We start from the raw sequence: 17,503 nt of genomic DNA, 5'->3' as shown, positions 1-17,503 counted from the left end.
GTTTCATCATGAAGATCGTCAAGCCGCTGCTGATCGCCGCTGCCGTTGCGGCCGCGTTGTTCACCGCCCCCGCCGCCTTTGCCGCCGGCACCGACGGCGTCCGTCCCGATACGGCGACCAGCGGGTTGCTCGCCGTGCTGAACGGCCAGAAGGGGCCGGGCCTCGAAACGCTGAGCCCCGCGAAGGCGCGTCAGGTGCTGGTCGACGCCCAGCGCGGCGCGAAGGTCGACCTGTCCGGCATCGACGTATCGAACCGCACGATCGAGCAGGACGGCCTGTCGGTGCCGATCACGATCGTGCGTCCGCAAGGAGTGGCGGGCACGCCGCCGGTGTTCATGTTCTTCCATGGAGGCGGCTGGATTCTCGGCGACTTCCCGACGCATGAGCGCCTGGTGCGCGATCTGGTGGTGCAATCGGGCGCCGTCGCGGTGTTCGTGAACTACACGCCGTCGCCGGAAGCGCATTACCCGGTCGCGATCAACCAGGCGTATGCGGCGACGAAGTGGGTCGCCGCGCACGGCGCGGAAATCGGCGTCGACGGCAGCCGCCTCGCGGTGGTCGGCAACAGCGTCGGCGGGAACATGGCGGCCGTCGTGGCACTGATGGCGAAGGACAAGGGCGGCCCGGCGATCCGCTTCCAGGGCCTGTTGTGGCCCGTGACGGACCACGACTTCAATACCGGTTCGTACAACGCGTATCAGCAGGGGCACTTCCTGACCCGTCCGATGATGAAGTGGTTCTGGGACGCCTATACGAAGAACGAAGCGCAACGCAACGAGATCTACGCGTCGCCGCTGCGTGCGAGCACCGCGCAGTTGAAGGGATTGCCGCCCGCGCTGATCCAGGTCGCGCAGTTCGACGTGCTGCGCGACGAAGGCGAAGCATACGGCCGCAAGCTCGACGCAGCCGGCGTCGATGCAACGACCACGCGCTACGACGGCACGATTCACGACTTCGGTTTGCTGAACGCGCTGGCCGAGGATGCGCCGACCAAGGCGGCGATGAAGGCGATGGCCAACGAAATCGCCACGCGCCTGAAGTAGGGCTGCGGGCGGCATTCGAACGGGTTCGAATGCGAACGGCGAAGCGGCGGGCTCAGGTCCGCCGCTTTCGCATGGGGAGCGGGGCGACAGGGCCGTCGAAACGCGACCCCGGCGGCCGGATCGAAGCAGCCCGATGCCGATCCCGATCGCGTGATGGCCCGCGGTGCCCGCCGCGCGCATTGTTGGTACGATCGCGCGTATCGTCCACGCCGGCGTCGCATGCCGCCGGCCCATCGGCTGCACGGTCACGCGGCCACGTTCGGGAGAAGCGGCTCATGCTGCAGGCGTTCGCGGTCTTGCTGACCTTCCAGTGTCTCGGGGAAGGGGTGTCCTACCTGTTCGGCGTGCCGGTGCCGGGCCCCGTGATCGGCATGCTGCTGCTGTTCGGTTTCGTGATGCTGCGCCCGCGGGTGGCCGACGCGATCGAGCCGACCGCGCTCGAGCTGCTGCGCCATCTGTCGCTGCTGTTCGTGCCGGCCGGCGTCGGCATCATGGTGTCGGCCGACCGCGTGCGCGGCGATGCGCTGGCGGTCGTCGTCGCGCTGGCGGTGAGCACGTCGCTTGCGATCGCCGTGACGGCGCTCGTCACGCGCGCGTTGCTGCGGCGCCAGCGGCGCGCGGACGGTGCGGCGGAGGGCACGCAATGACGGCCTTCCCGAAACTCGGCGCGATCTGGGTCTACCTCGCCGCGACCCCGCTGCTCGGCCTGACGATCACGCTGATTGCCTACCTGGTTGCGCAGGCCGTCTATGCGCGGGCGCGCTTCAACCCGCTCGCGAACCCGGTGCTGATCACGGTCGCGCTGATCGTCGTGCTGCTGACGATCACGCACACGCCGTATCCGACGTATTTCGAGGGCGCGCAGTTCGTTCACTTCCTGCTCGGCCCGGCGACCGTCGCGCTGGCGCTGCCGCTGTACCGCCAGTGGTCGAAGCTGCGGCGCGCCGCGGTGCCGCTGCTCGTCGGGCTGCTGGCGGGCTCGCTGACCGCGATCGTGTCGGCGGTCGGCATCGCCGCGCTGTTCGGCGCGTCGCACCAGACGATCGCGTCGCTCGCGCCGAAATCCGCGACCACGCCGATCGCGATGGCCGTCGCGCAGGAAATCGGCGGGATTCCGTCGCTGACCGCCGTGCTGGTGATCTCGACCGGCATCTTTGGCGCCGTGTGCGCCCGCGCGATCCTGAACGCGTTGCGCATCGACGAACCGGCCGTGCGCGGTTTCGCGCTCGGCGTCGCGTCGCACGGGATCGGCACCGCGCGCGCGTTCCAGGTCAGCGAGGAGGCCGGCGCGTTCGCGGGCCTCGGGATGGGGCTGAACGGCGTGCTGACCGCATTCGTCGTGCCGATCCTGCTGCCGGTGCTGTCGCGCTGGATCTGAGCGGCGCAGGGCAGCGGCGGCGCGCGATGCTATCGGTTTCCCTGATGGCCGCGCCCCCCCGCGCCGGCCCGCCGGGCGCCTGCCGCGGATGTATCGTGGCCGTTATCGGGAGAATTCAGGAACCGGCACGGACATTTGTGCAGCGATCGGCTAACGTTGCATCGGCGCCGTGGCGGCACGCCGACGTCCGTCGCGTGCGGGCCGGCGTTCGACCCACATCCAACAATCGACAAGGAGAACCGGTCATGACGAAGTTTCGCGTGGTTTCGGTGGCAGTGGCAGTAACGGCGTCGTTCGGTCTGCTGTTGACCGCGGCGCCGGCGGCATATGCGCAGGATCCGGCGTCCGCGCCCATTGAGAATCCGGCATCCGCACCGACGCAGAAGCAACTCGACAAGGCGCAGAAGAAAGCTGCCCGCAAGGCGGCCCGCGCGCGTCACGCGAAGGACCTGAAGGCGATCGGCACGGGCACCGGCTACCGGCTCACCAACGACCAGAGCAACTATCCGCAGAACGCGGTGGAGAAGGCGCCCGCGACGAAGGCGGCGCCGGCGCCGGCCGCGCCCGCATCGGGGCAGTAACGGCCGCAAACGGCTGCAGGCGGCCGGCAAGGGCCGACGTTGGTTCAATGAAAAACGGCGCCGGGTTCGACCGGCGCCGTTCGCTCGTGTGTGTGCCGCGCAAGCGCCACGCGCCGCGGCCCCGGGGCTTCCCGGCACGCGCGGCATTCGTTCGCGTTACGACGCGAGCTTCGCGGCGAGTTCCGCGACGTGCTTGCCCTGGTAGCGCGCGATGTCGAGTTCGTTCGCGCTCGGCTGACGGCTGCCGTCCGCGCCCGCGAGCGTGGTCGCGCCGTACGGCGTGCCGCCCGTGATCTCGTTCATGTTGACGAGCCCGCTGCACGCATAGGGCACGCCGACGATCACCATCCCGTGGTGCAGCAGCGTCGTATGGAACGACGTGATGGTGGTTTCCTGGCCGCCGTGCTGCGTGCCGGTCGATGCGAACACGCTGCCGATCTTGCCGACGAGCGCGCCCTTCATCCACAGGCCGCCGGTCTGGTCGAGGAACGTGCGCATCTGGCCGGCCATGTTGCCGAAGCGGGTCGGCGTGCCGAAGATGATCGCGTCGTAGCCCGCGAGTTCGTCCACGGTGGCGACGGGGGCGGCCTGGTCGACCTTGACGCCGATCGCCTTCGCCTGGTCGGCGGGAATGGTTTCCGGCACGCGCTTGAGCGTGACCTCGACGCCGGGCACCGATTGCGCGCCTTCCGCGACGTGCTGCGCCATCGTTTCGACGTGCCCGTAGGACGAGTAGTAAAGAACGAGTACCTTGGCCATGTTGCGAATCTCCGATTAAGAAGGCCCCGCCTTCAGCGGGGCCCGAGGTTCCAAGCAGGCGTCATGCCCACTCGGCCGTCACTTCGACCGGACGCAGGTCGAATACCAGCACTTCGGCATCCTTGCCGTCGGCGAACGTCAGCGCCTGTTCGTCGCGGATGCGCGCGCCGTCGCCTTCGCCGAGCGTCACGCCGTTGACCGTCACGCTGCCGCGTGCGACATGCACGTAGGCGAAGCGGCCCGGTGCCAGTTCGAGCGTGGCGCGCTCGTCGCCGTCGAACAGGCCCGCGTAGATCCGCGTGTCCTGGCGGATCTTCAGCGAACCGCCGCTGCCGTCGGGCGACACGATCGGCGTGAGCTTGCCGCGCTTGTCGGCTTCCGCGATGTTCGTCTGCTGATAGCGCGGCTCGGTACCCTTCTCGGACGGTCCGACCCAGATCTGCAGGAAGTGGACGGGCGTCTCGTGCGAGTGGTTGAACTCGCTGTGACGCACGCCGGTACCCGCGCTCATCAACTGGACGTCGCCCGGCACGATCACCGACCCGGTGCCCATCGAATCCTTGTGCTCCAGCGCACCGTCGAGCACGTACGACAGGATTTCCATGTCGCGGTGCGGGTGCGTGCCGAAGCCGCGGCCCGGCGCGACGCGGTCGTCGTTGATCACCAGCAGGTCGGAGAAGCCGACTTGCTTGGGATCGTAGTAGTTCGCGAAAGAAAACGTGTGACGGGAGCTGAGCCAGCCATGCTCGGCACGGCCACGTTGGTTTGCTGCACGAGTCTCGATCATGATTTTTTCCTGGATGTCGCCGGACCTCGGAAGTGGGCCCGGCCGTTCGTTGAGATGAATCTTAGGTCAATCTATTTGACAAATAAATGGCCGTGGAGATAATGACTGTCGCTATGGAGTGGACAATATGGAACTCAACGACCTGAGGATCTTCGTCGCGACCGTCGATGCCGGCAGCTTCACGGCGGCGGCCGACCAGCTGATGCTGTCCAAGCAGTTCGTGAGCCGGCGCACGATGGCGCTCGAGGCGTCGCTCGGCGTGCGTCTGCTGCATCGCAACACGCGCAATCTCGCGGTCACGGAATCGGGGCAGGAGTTCTATGCGCGCGCGCAGCGGATCCTCGCCGAGGTCGCCGACGCCGAGCAGGCGATGTCGGTGCGCAGCACCGAGCTGCACGGCTCGCTGAAGATCAGCGCGCCGCTGTCGTTCGGGATCACGCACGTGTCGCCGCTGATCGCGGAATTCCTGTCCGCGCATCCGGCCGTGCGGCTGAACGTCGACCTGACCGACCGGCGGGTCGACCTGATCGGCGAGGGCTTCGACCTCGTGCTGCGGATCGGCACGCTCGAGGATTCGACGCTGATCGCGCGAGCGCTCGGCGCGTGGCAGATGATCGCGTGCGCGAGCCCCGCTTACCTGAAGCGGCACGGCGCGCCCGCGACGCCGGCCGACCTCGGCGGCCATACGTGCCTGATGTACGGGCGCGAGCGGCGCGTCGGCTGGGAATTCCGGGTCGACGGGGTGGCGCGCACCTTCGACGTGCAGGGGCCGCTCGTCGCGAACAACGGCGAAGTCGTGCGCGACGCGGCGATCGCGGGGCTCGGCATCGCGCTGCTGCCGCATTTCATCGTCGGCGCGGCGCTCGACAGCGGCGCGCTCGTGCCGGTGCTCGACGCGTACGCGCCGCCGCCGATCACGCTGAACGCGGTGTTTCCGCAGCACCGTGAAGGATTCGTCACGCTGCGGACGTTCATCGGGTTTCTGGCCGAGCGGCTGGGGAAGGCCGTGCCGGCGGCGAACGGCGGCGCGGACCGGCGGCGGTAGAGGCGCGGGCGTGCGGCGCGTGCGGTGAATCGAAGCGTAATCTCCGCAGGATTTGCGGAGATTGTTGAATCATGCAGTGAATCGGTGGGATAATCTCCGCATCATGAGCGGAGATTACACCTTCATCTGGCAGTCGTCCGACTGGCCCGCCTGGCGCTTCGACCTCCCGGCACTCGCGACGTCACTGGCCGATGTCAGCCGTGCGCAAGGTGCGCTGGCCGGGAGACTGGCGGATGTCGGCCTCGCACTGCGCGATGAGGCCAGCCTGGCCGCATTGACGGAGGATGTCGTCAAGACCAGCGCAATCGAGGGCGACAACCTGAACGTCGCATCGGTCCGATCATCGATTGCGCGCCGGCTCGGCGTCGATATTGGGGCGCTGGCGCCGGTTGATCGCCATGTCGAGGGCGTGGTCGACATGGTGCTGGACGCGACGGCCCGTTCGGCGGAGGCGGTGACCGAAGCCCGGCTGCGCGGGTGGCATGCGGCGCTTTTTCCGACCGGCTATTCCGGGATGTCGCGGATCACCGTCGGCGCGTGGCGTACGGATGCGAGCGGGCCGATGCAGGTGGTGTCCGGGCCGATCGGCCGGCAACGCGTGCATTTCGAAGCGCCGCCTGCCGCGCGCCTGCCGAACGAGATCGAGCGCTTCCTGCGGTGGTTCAATGCGACGCCGGTCGAGCCCTTGCTGATCCGGGCCGGCCTGGCCCACCTGTGGTTCGTCACGCTCCACCCGTTCGACGACGGCAACGGCCGTATCGCACGCGCGCTTGGGGATCTGGTTCTGGCGCGCGCTGATCGGAGCCCGCAGCGCTTCTATAGCCTGTCGGCGCAAATCCAGCGCGAGCGCAATGCGTATTACGACGTGCTGGAGCGCACGCAGCGCGGTTCGCTGGACGTCACGGCATGGCTCGCGTGGTTTCTGGATGCGCTGGGTCGGGCCGTCGATCACGCGCACACGACGCTCGATGCGGTTCTGGTCAAGGCGCGCTTCTGGCAGCGATGTGCGGGCCTCGCGATGAACGAACGTCAGGTCAAGGTGATGAATCGCCTGCTCGATGGTTTCGAAGGGAAGCTGACGACCAGCAAGTGGGCCGCCCTCGCGAAGTGCTCGCAAGACACGGCGCTGCGTGATATCGAGCAGCTCGTCGCGCGCGGTGTGCTGCATCGCTCGTCGTCCGGTGGCCGGAGCACGAGTTACGAACTGGTGCCATTCGACGGCTGACGGTTGACGCGTGCTTGCGCTGCCGGCGTTCGCGCGTGTCGCCATCACGGCGTGCACATGCAAGGCTGAGGCATCGTGCGCGTGATCGGTGTGGATGGCGCGCCCGGTTCGGGTTACGCTTCGGCGGGCGGGGCGAGTGCCGCATGCCGCGCCGGGCATTTTTACCTCGAACGTTGCGGGCATGGCGTTTCTACAGGCCCGCGAACCAGCGACGATCCAGGCCATGACAACCCAGAACCGATCGAATGCTCGCGCCGGCGAGCGAGGGCAAGCCGCGCTTCGCGGCCGGCATGCGCGGCGCGTGAGCCCGCGAGCCGCCATGATGTTGGCAATACTGACGATCGCGCCGATGGCCGCGCAGGCGGCCGGCTTCGACTGCGCGAAAGCCGCTTCACCGACCGAGAAGACGATCTGCGCGGACGCCGGGCTGTCGAAGCTCGACGGCCAGCTGGCGGCGGTGTGGAAGAACACGCTCGCGAAAGGCGGCGATACCGCCGCGCTGAAGGCGGCGCAGTTGAAATGGCTCAAGCAGCGCGATCGCTGCGGCAACGATGCGTCGTGCCTCGGCGATCGCTATCGCGAGCGGCTCGCGAGCCTGAACGGCGCGCCGCTTGCGGCCGACCGCTGGCAACAGACGTGGTATCGCGACAGCGACAACCCGTCGTTCGGCGGCGTGCTGACGTTCACCGGCACGGCACCGCGTCTGCACTTCGAACTGAGCGGCAACAACGGCGCGAATACCGGCGGACTCGGCGGCGATATCGACCTGCACGGCGAGCGCGGCACGTTTCGCCAGGATCGATGCCGGCTCGATTTCAGCCGCAAGGGCGGCCGCGTGCAGGTCGCGCAGCAGGGCGGCGATGCCGATTGCGGCGCCGGTGCGGGCGTCGTGTATTCGGGCGAGTACGTGACGGCGTCGAAGGCGCAGGCGAGCCAGGCGGCTGACCTCGTGACGCTGAAGGTGCTGGCCGACGCGCACCAGAACGCGATCGCGCACACGCTGCTCGGCGCCGACTATCAGACGCTCGTCGATACGATCAACACCAGCGCGGACGAGCAGGATCTTGACGGCCTGAACGCCGACGTGAAGTCGTACTGGGTGCGCGGCATCGCGACGACGAACGCCGCGATCGTGATGCGCCGGGGCACAGAGTTGTGGATCGGGCTGCTCGTGTTCGATGCCCATGACAAGGTGCGCATGCGCTACTACTCGAACGTGCCGGCGTGGAAAAAGACCGTGCCGAAGACCATTCGCGCCTGGCACGACAATCTCGACAAGACGCTGCCGATCGATTTGATGTGATCCGGCGGGCGGATGCGCCGTGCGTGACGAGGCCCTGGTCTTGGGCCAACGCTCTTCGCGATCGACGGCCGGCCATCCTGGCGACTGTCTTCAAGCTCGGCCGTGATGCGAGCGGCATCCGGCAAGATGTCCGCACCGGAAGAGATCTACCTTTGCTGTCTCGGGGTGGGGCAAATTCGGCGGCGAACCGTGGGTTCACGATTCGCTGGTCGCCGACAGCTGCCCGTCATTCGAGCGTATACGTCAACGTGCCATATCCCAGTTGATCGAAGCCGCCGCTGTTGGGACCATAGTCGCCACCGCCGCCTTCCGGCGCGACCTTGCGGGCAAAGGCCTCGACGTCCGGCGCGGAGAGCCCTTTCAGCACGACGTAGTGGTTATAGACGAGTGCCCATACAGGGCGCTCGTTTCCGCGCGAATTCGGCGAGATGACGGGCTGCGTGACATCGCTGTTCGTGTATTGCGTGTAAGGCACGTCCCTCCCGAGGTTATATCGAGCGGCGTATTCCGCTGCGCGCAGGAACCGGTTGTCGTCATATCCGTAAAGATCGTCCCCCTGGCTCCAGGCCATCTGGCAGAACGCCCCGAGCAGCGCAATATCGAGCATGGCATGCCCCTGGTCGCGCCCGCTTTCCTGCAGCTGACCCAACCCGTCCGGATACAACTTCCACACCACGTGTTCGATCGAGCCGTTGCCGGCGCCATGCCTGAAATAGTCGACCGCTTCGGCGTAGATGTCGTGGCGATCGGTCAGGATCCCGATCGCCAGCATGGACGCCATGTTGGCGAGATCCCAGTTGGCCCAGTAGTGGTCGATCCTTGCGCCGTTGTGCCGAACCAGGAAGTCGTGGTTCATGGGATAGAACACGCCGAGCATCATCGACTGGAAACGCCGGAAGTCGTCGGCGCGCCACATTGGAGACGTGCGCAGGATTTCGCCCGCGTTCGCCAACTGGTAGCCGTAAATACCGTAAGCCAGGAACTTGTCGGAACTGCCGCCGATCATCGTCAGCGTGCGTGACCACGCGTTCAGGACTCCTATCGCGTGTTGCGCGTAGGCGTCGTCGCCGGTGATCTTCCACCGAAGTGCCAGCGCGTAGGCCGCGGCGGCATCATTGAAGAGCGTCGCGTAATTTTCCGGGTGGTCGGGGTTTCGGCCGCGATAGATGGCCGGCTGCGGATTCGGCTTCCAGTCGAGCGAAGCATGCCGATTGGCAACCAGGCGTTGCCAGCCGTCGAACCACGGCTGCCGCCGCGCGGCGACGCTCTCGCGCATGCGCGTGAAATCGCGCTCCGTATGCAGCAGGCCGGGGTGCACAAAAGGCGCGCCGGCCATCCGGGCGCCGGGCACGGTCTTCAGCTGCGTGCCGGTGGGCGACCGAGATGAAACGGTCGCGTCGGTGGGGTGCTGCGCGACGGCGGCGCACGCACCCAGCATCACCACGCAAAGAACGGGAATGGTGGCTGCTGTTCGCAAGGACGGACGAAATGCCATATGGCTCCGATAATGGTCGCGCGGTCTTGCCGAAAAGAATCGGCATGGATTCGAACCGGGACCGTCGCACGATGAACGGGCCGCCGGGAGAAAGCCGCGTTGCCGAGTATGAACGGTCATCGCGACGCGACGGTTGACAGTAAGCACGCCGTAAAGAATCGTTTGGATTCTTCGCATGCCTTGCGCCCGCCCGCTATCTCTTGTGCAACTGCCGCCCCCTCTCGAATGTCACATCCTGCGATCGATTTGGCGCGCATTGCATGTATCCGATCGCGGTTCAACAGCTAAGCTGTTACCGCACACCGGACCAGGTCCGGCCATCATCGACTTTTGGTGCACACCAATGGCACGCAATCTCACTTTCTCTCTGGATATCGCATGGCGCACGCTGCTGAAGGACTTCGGCGTGCAGCCCGACCACGTGCTGCGCAGGGCGCGTCTGCCTGAAGACCTGTTTCATCGCGCAGATCGCGGGCTCGACACGGACGAGTACTTCCGCTTCTGGCGCGCGCTGGAGCTGGAAGCGAACGACCCCATGTTTCCGTTGCGCCTCGTCGAGATGGTCTCGGCCGAGGTATTCGATCCGCCGCTGTTCGCCGCCCTGTGCAGTGCCAACCTGATGCAGGCGGTGCAGCGCCTGGCCAAATACAAGCAACTTGTGGCGCCCATGAGGCTCGAGGTCGACGTGGATGAGGCCGGATCGCTGACGGTGTCGCCGCGCTGGTTGTCGGTGCAGACCGAGTTGCCCTATTCGCTGCAGGTGGCCGAGGTCGCGTTCTTCCTGCGGCTGGCTCGCCTGGCCACACGCGAGCCCGTGCAGGCATTGCGGGTGGCCCTGCCACAGCTTCCGCCCGCCAGCTGTGCGCCGCGCTACCAGCGCTTCTTCGGCGTGCCCGTTCAACGTGGCGAGCGTCCGGCCATTACCTTTGGCGCCACCGATGCCCTGCGCCCGTTCCTGACCGTGAACGAAGGCATGTGGCGCGTGTTCGAGCCCGAACTGCGCCGTCGGCTCAGCGAACTGGACGCAACGGCCACCATGGCCGAGCGCGTGCGTGCGGTGCTGCTGGAACTGCTGCCCGGCAACACGGCCACCATCGAGAAAGCCGCCGAGCGCCTGGGGCTGAGCAAGCGCACGCTACAGCGCCGCCTCGAAGACGAAGGGGAGAATTTCCGCTCGCTGGTGAACACCACCCGGGAAAGTCTTGCCCGCCACTACCTCGGGAGCACGACGATGACTGCCGGCGAAATCGCCTTCCTGCTTGGTTTCGAGGATCCCAACTCCTTTTACCGCGCCTTCCTGGAATGGACCGGGCAGACGCCGGATACCGCGCGCAATGCCATGCGCCTGAACTGAGAACGACACTCATGACCCTGCAAGAGAAACAACGCAAAGTGCTGCTGGCAGGTGCCACCGGACTCGTGGGCGGCCTGATGCTGAAGGCCCTGCTGGCCGACCGGACGGTCTCGGAGGTCCATGCGCTGAGCCGCCGCCCGCTGGCTGTGCGCGACCCCAGGCTCCAGGTCCACCAGGTGGATTTCGGCTGCTTGCCCGCGCTTGCGCAGGTCGACGAGGTGTACCTGTCCATGGGCACAACGATCAAGGTGGCCGGCAGCAAGGCGGCCTTCCGCGCGGTGGACTTCGATGCCAACCTGGCCGTGGCGCAGGCCGCATTTGCGGCGGGCGCGCGGCGCGTGGGGCTGGTCAGCGCCGCAGGGGCGAATGCCCGGTCGTCCATGTTCTATACCCGCGTCAAGGGCGAACTGGAAGATGCGCTCAAGGCCATGCCCTTCACGGCGCTGGTCATCGCGCAACCTTCGCTGCTGCTGGACTACCGGGACGGCCTGGGCCAGGCCACGCGGTACGGCGAGATCATCGCGATCCCCGTCGCCAGACTGCTCGCGCCGATCCTCCCCGGCGCCTACAAGCCCGTACACGCCGAGGCCGTTGCCCAGGCGCTGGTACGAACCGTTCCCACGTCCCGGGGCGTGGTGATTCTGCCTTCTGCCGAACTGGCCCGGCTCGGCGCCGCGCAGAATTGAGCGGGATGGGAACGCGTTGGCTGCGCGCAGGCTTGCCTTGGATGCTGGCGGTCAGCCTGCTGAGCGCATGTGCCGGCGCGCCGAAGCGGGCGCGGCCCGGCTTCGAGGGCCTCTGGCTGGTCGACGGCGTCTTGCAGGCGCCAGCGGCCGTGCCGCCTGTCGCACCGCTTGCCGCCAGACCCCGGTTGGCCCTCGTGCTGGGTGGCGGGGGGCTGCGCGGCTTTGGGCACGTCGGCGTGTTGCAGGCGCTGGAAGAAGCCGGCATCCGCCCGGATCTGGTCGTGGGCACCTCCGTCGGCGCCATCATCGGTGCGGCCTATGCGTCGGGCCGCTCGCCCGGCCAACTCGGGCAGCAGGCCAACAGCATGCGGATGCGCGCGCTGGTCGATGTTGCCCTCGGCGGTCCCGGCTTCGTCAAGGGCGAGGCGCTGGCGAGCTGGGCCAACGGCCTGGTCGGCGGGCAAGCCATCGAGCGCTTCCCGGTGCGTTTCGCCGCCGTCGCCACGGACCTCGACCAGTCCCGGCCCTACGTGATCACGCGAGGTGACGCCGGCCAGGCGCTGCGTGCGTCGGCCGCGATTCCCGGCGTGTTACTGCCGGTGCAGGCCGGCGGCCACCTGCTGGTCGATGGCGGCGTCGCCGCACTGGTGCCGGTGCGGGCAGCGCGTGCGCTGGGCGCCGACGTCGTGATCGCAGTGGACATCTATTGCCACGGACCGCAATACCCCTCCAGTTCGGCGGTGTCGATGTGGTTGCGTGTGTCGCAGGCACAAAGCTGCTTGCTCTCGGGTCCGGAGGCCGCGTCGGCCGACGTGCTGATCGCTCCGCCGATCGCGCCCGCGGGCATGGACGATGCCGAGGGCCGGGAAACGGCACGGCGCCTGGGCTACGAGGCTGTCGTCGCGCAATTGCCTGCCATCCGGTCGGTCTTGCAGCGCCACGGCCTTGCAGCCCAGGTTGCACAGGCGCGAACGAAATCGCCCTGAGCCGCGTTCAGGCTGGCGCCGATCGCCATCCCTCTGGCGCGCGTGGCGAGTTCGCTGCGCAGCGTGGCCCTCTATGGTGAAGGCATCTTCACTCCATGAGGTTTCGCGATGATCGCCCGACGCAATCTTCTTTCCGCCGCCCTGCTGATTGGGCTGCTGGCCAGCCAGACGACCTTCGCGCAGGACGGCTGGTCGCTCGCCAGGCAGGCCGATGGCATCAGGGTCTACGTGCGCAACGTCGACGGATCGCCGCTGCGCGAATTCCGCGGCGAGGTGCAGATCCGGGCTACCCCCGATGACGTCGTCAAGGTGCTGCGTGACGCCGATGCCTACCGTCAGTGGATGCCCGACGTGGCCGCTTCCGAACTGCTCAAGGCCACCGACACCGAGCAGTTCCATTACCTCGACAACAAGGCGCCCTGGCCGGTCTCCAACCGCGACGGCATCTACCACTTCACCTACACGAAGGCCGGCGACGGCGCGGTCACCGTGCGCGTGGAGGCGGTCCCCGACTACCTGCCGTTGCGCGAGGGCAAGGTGCGGATTCCGCAGGCCAAAGGTCAGTGGAAGCTGGTGCCCGACGCGGAGGGTGTGAAAGTCACCTATCAGATGCATGCATCCCCCGGCGGCGCCATTCCCGACTGGCTGGCCAACCGGACAGTGGTGGACACGCCGTACGGGACGCTCAAGGCACTGCGCAGCCGTGTGCAGGAGGCCGGCCGATGACCATCGCGCCTCGTGCGGCGGCGCGGATCGCAAGCCGTTTGGCACATGACGCGAGGCAAGCGGCCTGCTTTTCCTGAAAAGCTAGCGGCAATTCAACAAAACGAGGTGCGACATGTCCACCACAGGAAAGAGAAAAACGGCTTTGGTCACCGGCGCATCGTCAGGCATGGGCAAGGCCATTGCCCAGCGTCTGATCAAGGACGGCTATCGGGTCTATGTCGCTGCACGCAGTGTCGACAAGATGGACGACCTGGCGCGACTCGGCGCCGAGCCTCTGCGCATGGACCTCTCCAGGGACGACGAGATCGTCGATGGCGTCAAGTTCATCCTGTCCCGGACGGGCGGGGTGGACGTGCTGGTCAACAACGCGGGCTTCGGCCTGTATGGGCCGGTCGAGGAAATCGGCATCGACGAGGCGCGCTACCAGTTCGAGGTCAACCTGTTCGGCGCCGCGCGGCTCACGCAACTCCTGCTGCCGGCCATGCGGGCCAGGCGCTCCGGATACATCGTCAACATCACCTCGATGGGCGGCAAGATGTACAGCATCCTGGGGGCCTGGTACCACGCGACCAAACACGCACTGGAAGGCTGGTCGGACTGCCTGCGCCTGGAAGTGGCCGAGTTTGGCATCAAGGTCGTGATCGTCGAACCGGGCGTGATCGAGACGGGCTTCGGTGATGCCGCCACCGACAGCATCGTCAAGCGCTCGGCCAGCGGCCCGTATGGCCGCCTGGTGCAGATGGTGGCCAAGTCGATCAAGAAGACATACGGACACGGCACCGGTAGCGATCCGCGCGTGATCGCGGACGTGGTCTCCAAGGCCGTCTCCAGTCGCAAGCCGCGCACGCGCTATGCGGCCGGCAAGTTCGCCAAGATGCTGATCCGCATGCGCGTCTGGCTAGGCGACCGCATGTTCGACCGCATCATCCTCAGTCAGACGCGCTGACAGACCGTACGGCTCTTTTCCCCAACATGGAGGTATGCGATATGACATCGAAAGTCTGGTTCATCACGGGCGCCGCACGCGGATTCGGGCGCATCTGGGCAGAAGCCGCGCTGGCGCGCGGCGACAGGGTGGCTGCAACGGCCCGCAACGCCGGCTCACTGGACGTGCTTGCGCAGCGCCATGGCGACCGCGTACTTCCCCTGGCCCTGGACGTGACCGATGCGCAGCAGGTTGCGGACGCAGTCACGCAGGCGCACCAGCATTTCGGGCGACTCGACGTGGTGCTGAACAACGCCGGCTACGCGTTGGTCGCCGCCATCGAAGAAGCCACGGTCGACGACGTGAAAGCCGAATTCGAGACGAATTTCTTCGGTGCGCTGCGCGTCATCCAGGCTGCGCTGCCAGTCCTGCGCAGCCAGCGCCGCGGGCATATCCTGGGCGTTTCCAGCGTAGCGGGCATCGTGGCCGGTCCCATTTCCGGCTTCTACAACGCCTCCAAGTGGGCGCTGGAAGCCCTGCACGACAGCCTGGCGCAGGAAGTCGCCAACTTCGGCATCAAAGTGACGCTGATCGAGCCCGGTGCCTACGCGACCGACTTCGCGAGTCCCGCGTCCCTGAAGATCGCCGAGGGGCTGGAGGCCTACGCAGCGCTGCGTCAGCAAGCGTTCGCGCGGGGTGCGGCCATGGAATTCGGCGAGCCGCAGGCCACGGCGCAGGCCGTGCTGCAGGTCGTCGATACGGACAAGCCGCCGTTGCGTCTGTTCCTGGGTACCGAGGGCATGCCCGTCGTGCGTGCGGCCTATGCGGCGCGACTGGCCGAGTGGGAGCAATGGGAGGCCGTATCGAATGCGGCCCAGGGCGTCTCGATCCGCCAGGCCATCGTCACCTGAGGTCATGCCGTGGCCGGTGCCATCGGCATGTCCGGCGGGTGCCGTCCGGCGTATTCGCGGGCCGAGGGGGCTTCGACGCTGCGCTGGCCGGACCCCCGCCGATCTCCGGCTGCCTTTGCATGGAAGGGAAAGCCGCGATAGCCCTTTCGTATGCGATGCCCCGCCGGCCGCCTATGACGCGTTTGTTACGTGACAATTGTCCACTAAATCGAGACAGCAAATCTTGTTATGGCGGATTGATGATTTCCGGTGAGACAGTAGACTGCACCCGTGCTTCGCCAGAACCGTTCCGCAGCGCGCCACGACGGCGCGACCGGACGGATTCTTCGGCAGCGGGCCGGCCGGCCCGCGGTTCGATCGTGCGAGGCGGGTTCGTTGTCGATCAGTGAGTTCGCCGTTGCGGCGGACGTCGGCACCGAATGCGTCAAACCGTCAAATCAAGGTGATTGCTATGCGTTACGTTTCGCTGGAGTCGAAGAAGGACGAGCTGCTGCTGGCGGCTCGCGTGCTGCTGATGATCCTGTTCGTGCTGTTCGGCTGGCAGAAGCTGAACGGCTTCTCGGGCACGGTCGCGTACATGGCGTCGACGGGTGCGCCGTCGCCGGAGCTGTCGGCGGTGATCGCGGTGGCGGTCGAGCTGGTCGGCGGCGCGCTGATCGCGGTCGGCTTCTATACGCGTCCGCTCGCGCTGGTGTTCGCGGTCTATACGCTCGCGACCGCGTTGATCGGGCATCGCTACTGGGCGCTGCAGGGCATGGACCAGTACCTCGCGATGATCAACTTCTACAAGAACATCAGCATCATCGGCGGGCTGCTGTTGCTCGCGGTGAGCGGGCCGGGGCGGTATTCGTTCGACCGGAAGTAAGCGGGCGCGAGAATTCGTGCTGCACGACGGGCCCGGTGCGTGGAAGCGCACCGGGCCCGTGTTTCATCATCCGCCCGTCGTCGACGGGCGAGCGAAATCGACATCGGTTGCCGGTTCTCGTATAGATTGGGGCCCCTCATCCGCTCTCATCGTTGGCTACCGTGTCGCACCCGACCATCCTTCTCATCGGCGCGTCCGGCCTGCTCGGCCGTGCGGTCGCCGCATCGTTGTCCCGCGCAGCGTCGCTGACGCTCGTCGCAACCATCCGGAACCCGGACGCCGCGGGCGCACGGCGCCTCGCATTGCCGCCGGAAAACATCGTCCGACTCGACGTGCTCGATCAGCCGGCACTCGAACGTCTGTTCGACACGCGCCGCCCGGCCGCCGTGATCATCTGCGCGGCCGAGCGCCGCCCGGACGTCTGCGAACGCGACCCCGCGGCCGCGCGCGCGATCAACGTCGACGCGCCGGCCCGCATCGGCGCGCTCGCCGCGCGCTACGGCGCCTGGACGCTCGGCATCTCCACCGACTACGTGTTCGACGGCAAGGCCGCGCCGTACCGCGAAGATGCCGTGCCGAACCCGCTGAACATCTACGGCCGCACCAAGCTGGAAGGCGAGGCCGCGTTGCTCGCCGCGTCGCCGCTTGCCTGCGTGCTGCGCCTGCCGTTGCTCTACGGCCCGATCGTCGACTGGCGCGAGTCGGCCGTCACGAGCCTCGTGCCGGCGATCGTCGCGTCCGCGCGAGCGGGCGCGGATGCGGTCGGCATGGACGCGTGGGCGATCCGCTATCCGACCTACACGCCGGACGTGGCGGACGTGATCCGCGACCTGACGCTGCGCCAGCTCGCGGGTTCGCCGGTCACGGGCATCCGTCATTGGTCGGGTGAGGAACCGATGACGAAGTACGACATCGCGCAACGGATCGCGGCCGCGCTCGGCATCGACGCCGCGCTCGCGCGGATCGACACGCCGGCCGATGCGACGCCGCGTCCGTACGACTGCCATCTGGATGCATCGCGCGTGCGCGCACTCGGGATCGATCATGTGACACCGTTCGCGACGGGGCTGCAAGCCGTGTTGCGCGACGCACCGCCGCTGCCGTAAGCGCGGCGCGCCGCAATGCCGCAACGTGTGGCAGCGGTCGGCGCCGGGGCGCGGCTGGACGTTACACCGCGCAACATTCCCGTTTGGGGGAAGCGTCCGGGCCGCAAGGCGGCCCGTCCGGTTCGCCGATACCCTGGCGCATTCGAAAAATCACGCGAGCAAGCGAGAGCCGATCGTGGCGTGTCTTCGTATCGGACGCGATCGCGCGCGACCTCGTGCGTGCCCGTTCCCGACCGACTGCTTTCTGGTCGAGTTGCCGGACGAAGCGGAACGTTACGTTATCCATATCGATATCGGCACGTTCCATGCACCGTGGCTAGGGACGAGC

Annotated in this window: 18 protein-coding genes; 15 read left to right on the top strand and 3 right to left on the bottom strand. The window is 67.2% G+C overall.

Annotated elements, in window-relative coordinates:
- The first annotated feature begins 8 nt into the window (after nt 1–8).
- The 4 genes from DIE16_RS15875 (at nt 9) to DIE16_RS15860 (ending at nt 3,002) form a co-directional block, all read left to right on the top strand.
- Complete coding sequence (locus tag DIE16_RS15875; RefSeq protein ID WP_124892688.1) at nt 9–1,043, top strand: alpha/beta hydrolase; 1,035 nt, start codon at nt 9–11, stop codon at nt 1,041–1,043.
- 275 nt (nt 1,044–1,318) lie between these two features.
- Nucleotides 1,319–1,690 carry a CidA/LrgA family protein gene (locus tag DIE16_RS15870; RefSeq protein ID WP_124488083.1) on the top strand — a complete coding sequence of 124 codons (372 nt, stop codon included), beginning with the start codon at nt 1,319–1,321 and terminating at the stop codon, nt 1,688–1,690.
- The gene (locus DIE16_RS15865; protein ID WP_124892686.1) at nt 1,687–2,421 is read left to right on the top strand and encodes an LrgB family protein; all 735 of its coding nucleotides are present in this window, start codon (nt 1,687–1,689) and stop codon (nt 2,419–2,421) included. The genes DIE16_RS15870 and DIE16_RS15865 overlap by 4 nt, the downstream gene beginning before the upstream one ends.
- Before the next feature lie 245 nt (nt 2,422–2,666).
- Nucleotides 2,667–3,002: a hypothetical protein gene (locus tag DIE16_RS15860; RefSeq protein WP_124892684.1), complete on the top strand. Its 336-nt coding sequence runs from the start codon at nt 2,667–2,669 to the stop codon at nt 3,000–3,002.
- A gap of 156 nt (nt 3,003–3,158) precedes the next feature.
- Here the strand turns inward: DIE16_RS15860 and wrbA are convergent, their stop codons facing one another.
- Complete coding sequence (gene wrbA, locus DIE16_RS15855; protein WP_044847700.1) at nt 3,159–3,761, bottom strand: NAD(P)H:quinone oxidoreductase; 603 nt, start codon at nt 3,759–3,761, stop codon at nt 3,159–3,161.
- Between the two features lie 61 nt (nt 3,762–3,822).
- Nucleotides 3,823–4,548, bottom strand: coding sequence for a pirin family protein (locus DIE16_RS15850; RefSeq protein WP_124892683.1), 726 nt, complete (start codon nt 4,546–4,548; stop codon nt 3,823–3,825).
- A 127-nt stretch (nt 4,549–4,675) separates the two neighbouring features.
- On the opposite strand from DIE16_RS15850, the gene DIE16_RS15845 reads away from it, so the two are divergent.
- The 3 genes from DIE16_RS15845 (at nt 4,676) to DIE16_RS15835 (ending at nt 8,121) form a co-directional block, all read left to right on the top strand.
- Nucleotides 4,676–5,593 (top strand): LysR family transcriptional regulator, encoded by a 918-nt coding sequence (locus tag DIE16_RS15845; RefSeq protein ID WP_124488080.1) that lies wholly within the window; start codon nt 4,676–4,678, stop codon nt 5,591–5,593.
- 103 nt (nt 5,594–5,696) lie between these two features.
- A complete protein-coding gene (locus DIE16_RS15840; RefSeq protein WP_221624304.1) occupies nt 5,697–6,818 on the top strand; it encodes a Fic family protein in 1,122 nt (373 codons plus the stop codon).
- 319 nt (nt 6,819–7,137) lie between these two features.
- Nucleotides 7,138–8,121: a lysozyme inhibitor LprI family protein gene (locus DIE16_RS15835; protein WP_260434396.1), complete on the top strand. Its 984-nt coding sequence runs from the start codon at nt 7,138–7,140 to the stop codon at nt 8,119–8,121.
- A 226-nt stretch (nt 8,122–8,347) separates the two neighbouring features.
- Here DIE16_RS15835 and DIE16_RS15830 read toward each other — a convergent pair whose 3' ends face one another.
- Nucleotides 8,348–9,616, bottom strand: coding sequence for an alginate lyase family protein (locus DIE16_RS15830; RefSeq protein ID WP_221625268.1), 1,269 nt, complete (start codon nt 9,614–9,616; stop codon nt 8,348–8,350).
- A gap of 343 nt (nt 9,617–9,959) precedes the next feature.
- Between DIE16_RS15830 and DIE16_RS15825 the strand changes: the two genes are divergently transcribed.
- From DIE16_RS15825 to DIE16_RS15790, 8 genes are all read left to right on the top strand, one after another.
- Nucleotides 9,960–10,970 (top strand): AraC family transcriptional regulator, encoded by a 1,011-nt coding sequence (locus tag DIE16_RS15825; protein ID WP_124892679.1) that lies wholly within the window; start codon nt 9,960–9,962, stop codon nt 10,968–10,970.
- An 11-nt stretch (nt 10,971–10,981) separates the two neighbouring features.
- The gene (locus tag DIE16_RS15820; protein ID WP_124892677.1) at nt 10,982–11,656 is read left to right on the top strand and encodes an NAD(P)H-binding protein; all 675 of its coding nucleotides are present in this window, start codon (nt 10,982–10,984) and stop codon (nt 11,654–11,656) included.
- Between the two features lie 41 nt (nt 11,657–11,697).
- Nucleotides 11,698–12,642: a patatin-like phospholipase family protein gene (locus tag DIE16_RS15815; RefSeq protein ID WP_260434395.1), complete on the top strand. Its 945-nt coding sequence runs from the start codon at nt 11,698–11,700 to the stop codon at nt 12,640–12,642.
- A gap of 108 nt (nt 12,643–12,750) precedes the next feature.
- Entirely contained in the window at nt 12,751–13,368 is a 618-nt protein-coding gene (locus tag DIE16_RS15810) for an START domain-containing protein (RefSeq protein WP_044847693.1), read from the top strand.
- A 112-nt stretch (nt 13,369–13,480) separates the two neighbouring features.
- Entirely contained in the window at nt 13,481–14,314 is an 834-nt protein-coding gene (locus DIE16_RS15805; RefSeq protein WP_124892673.1) for an oxidoreductase, read from the top strand.
- A 41-nt stretch (nt 14,315–14,355) separates the two neighbouring features.
- Nucleotides 14,356–15,204: an SDR family NAD(P)-dependent oxidoreductase gene (locus DIE16_RS15800; RefSeq protein ID WP_124892671.1), complete on the top strand. Its 849-nt coding sequence runs from the start codon at nt 14,356–14,358 to the stop codon at nt 15,202–15,204.
- 451 nt (nt 15,205–15,655) lie between these two features.
- Nucleotides 15,656–16,069, top strand: a complete 414-nt coding sequence (locus DIE16_RS15795; RefSeq protein ID WP_044847690.1) for a DoxX family protein — start codon at nt 15,656–15,658, stop codon at nt 16,067–16,069.
- Nucleotides 16,070–16,230: 161 nt separating this feature from the next.
- Nucleotides 16,231–17,175, top strand: a complete 945-nt coding sequence (locus tag DIE16_RS15790; protein ID WP_124571242.1) for an SDR family oxidoreductase — start codon at nt 16,231–16,233, stop codon at nt 17,173–17,175.
- The last annotated feature ends 328 nt before the right edge of the window (nt 17,176–17,503 follow it).

This window comes from Burkholderia sp. Bp9090 (genome assembly GCF_003857985.1).
GTDB lineage: Bacteria > Pseudomonadota > Gammaproteobacteria > Burkholderiales > Burkholderiaceae > Burkholderia.
This window is presented reverse-complemented; position numbering and strand designations above follow the sequence as displayed.

Excerpts from the sequence above, each read along its gene's own strand:
- DIE16_RS15875 (WP_124892688.1), top strand. The coding sequence starts at position 9 with ATGAAGATCGTCAAGCCGCTGCTGATCGCCGCTGCCGTTGCGGCCGCG.
- DIE16_RS15870 (WP_124488083.1), top strand. The coding sequence starts at position 1,319 with ATGCTGCAGGCGTTCGCGGTCTTGCTGACCTTCCAGTGTCTCGGGGAA.
- DIE16_RS15865 (WP_124892686.1), top strand. The coding sequence starts at position 1,687 with ATGACGGCCTTCCCGAAACTCGGCGCGATCTGGGTCTACCTCGCCGCG.
- DIE16_RS15860 (WP_124892684.1), top strand. The coding sequence starts at position 2,667 with ATGACGAAGTTTCGCGTGGTTTCGGTGGCAGTGGCAGTAACGGCGTCG.
- wrbA (WP_044847700.1), bottom strand. The coding sequence starts at position 3,761 with ATGGCCAAGGTACTCGTTCTTTACTACTCGTCCTACGGGCACGTCGAA.
- DIE16_RS15850 (WP_124892683.1), bottom strand. The coding sequence starts at position 4,548 with ATGATCGAGACTCGTGCAGCAAACCAACGTGGCCGTGCCGAGCATGGC.
- DIE16_RS15845 (WP_124488080.1), top strand. The coding sequence starts at position 4,676 with ATGGAACTCAACGACCTGAGGATCTTCGTCGCGACCGTCGATGCCGGC.
- DIE16_RS15840 (WP_221624304.1), top strand. The coding sequence starts at position 5,697 with ATGAGCGGAGATTACACCTTCATCTGGCAGTCGTCCGACTGGCCCGCC.
- DIE16_RS15835 (WP_260434396.1), top strand. The coding sequence starts at position 7,138 with ATGATGTTGGCAATACTGACGATCGCGCCGATGGCCGCGCAGGCGGCC.
- DIE16_RS15830 (WP_221625268.1), bottom strand. The coding sequence starts at position 9,616 with ATGGCATTTCGTCCGTCCTTGCGAACAGCAGCCACCATTCCCGTTCTT.
- DIE16_RS15825 (WP_124892679.1), top strand. The coding sequence starts at position 9,960 with ATGGCACGCAATCTCACTTTCTCTCTGGATATCGCATGGCGCACGCTG.
- DIE16_RS15820 (WP_124892677.1), top strand. The coding sequence starts at position 10,982 with ATGACCCTGCAAGAGAAACAACGCAAAGTGCTGCTGGCAGGTGCCACC.
- DIE16_RS15815 (WP_260434395.1), top strand. The coding sequence starts at position 11,698 with ATGCTGGCGGTCAGCCTGCTGAGCGCATGTGCCGGCGCGCCGAAGCGG.
- DIE16_RS15810 (WP_044847693.1), top strand. The coding sequence starts at position 12,751 with ATGATCGCCCGACGCAATCTTCTTTCCGCCGCCCTGCTGATTGGGCTG.
- DIE16_RS15805 (WP_124892673.1), top strand. The coding sequence starts at position 13,481 with ATGTCCACCACAGGAAAGAGAAAAACGGCTTTGGTCACCGGCGCATCG.
- DIE16_RS15800 (WP_124892671.1), top strand. The coding sequence starts at position 14,356 with ATGACATCGAAAGTCTGGTTCATCACGGGCGCCGCACGCGGATTCGGG.
- DIE16_RS15795 (WP_044847690.1), top strand. The coding sequence starts at position 15,656 with ATGCGTTACGTTTCGCTGGAGTCGAAGAAGGACGAGCTGCTGCTGGCG.